The following is a 471-nucleotide window of genomic DNA, read 5'->3' as shown; positions in this document are numbered from 1 at the left end:
CATTGGGGCCGCTGATGGACGCGGTGTGTTTGTTGAAGACCACCGGCTGGCTCGGGATAGGTGTATCCGTTTCAGCCGCGTGATCGGAGTAGTTCAGACCGATGCAAATCAGGTTCGGTACGTTGCCTACGCATGGACCAAGACGTGTGCCAGGCGCCACCACTGGCAGCTTTTCAACGTCAACAGCACGCAGTTTTTCAAGCACTGCAGGGCTCAGAGCCGACGCATCGATGTCATCGACAATGCCCGAGAGGTCTCGAACGATTCCTTGCGAATCCAAAACTCCCGGCTGTTCCTGCCCCGGCAAACCAAAACGAACTAAGCGCATTTGTTACTCCTCCAGCGTTGAGAAATGGACAGACAATGAGCCGGCTTCGCCGAACTGAACATGCAGTGGCTGGTTGACGGGCACATCGAGAACACCTGCATAGGACCCGGTGATAATCACCTGCCCTGCTTGCAGCCCTATCC

1 pseudogene is annotated in these 471 nt (G+C 56.1%); it reads right to left on the bottom strand.

Annotated features, from left to right (window positions below):
• Positions 1 to 328: pseudogene (locus AC1DKR_RS21155) on the bottom strand (hypothetical protein); the annotation flags it as partial.
• Between the last annotated feature and the right edge of the window lie 143 nt (positions 329 to 471).

The organism is Stenotrophomonas sp. 01N47 (assembly GCF_056399165.1).
Note: the sequence above shows the minus strand (reverse complement) of the source record. Positions and strands in the feature narration are given on the sequence as shown.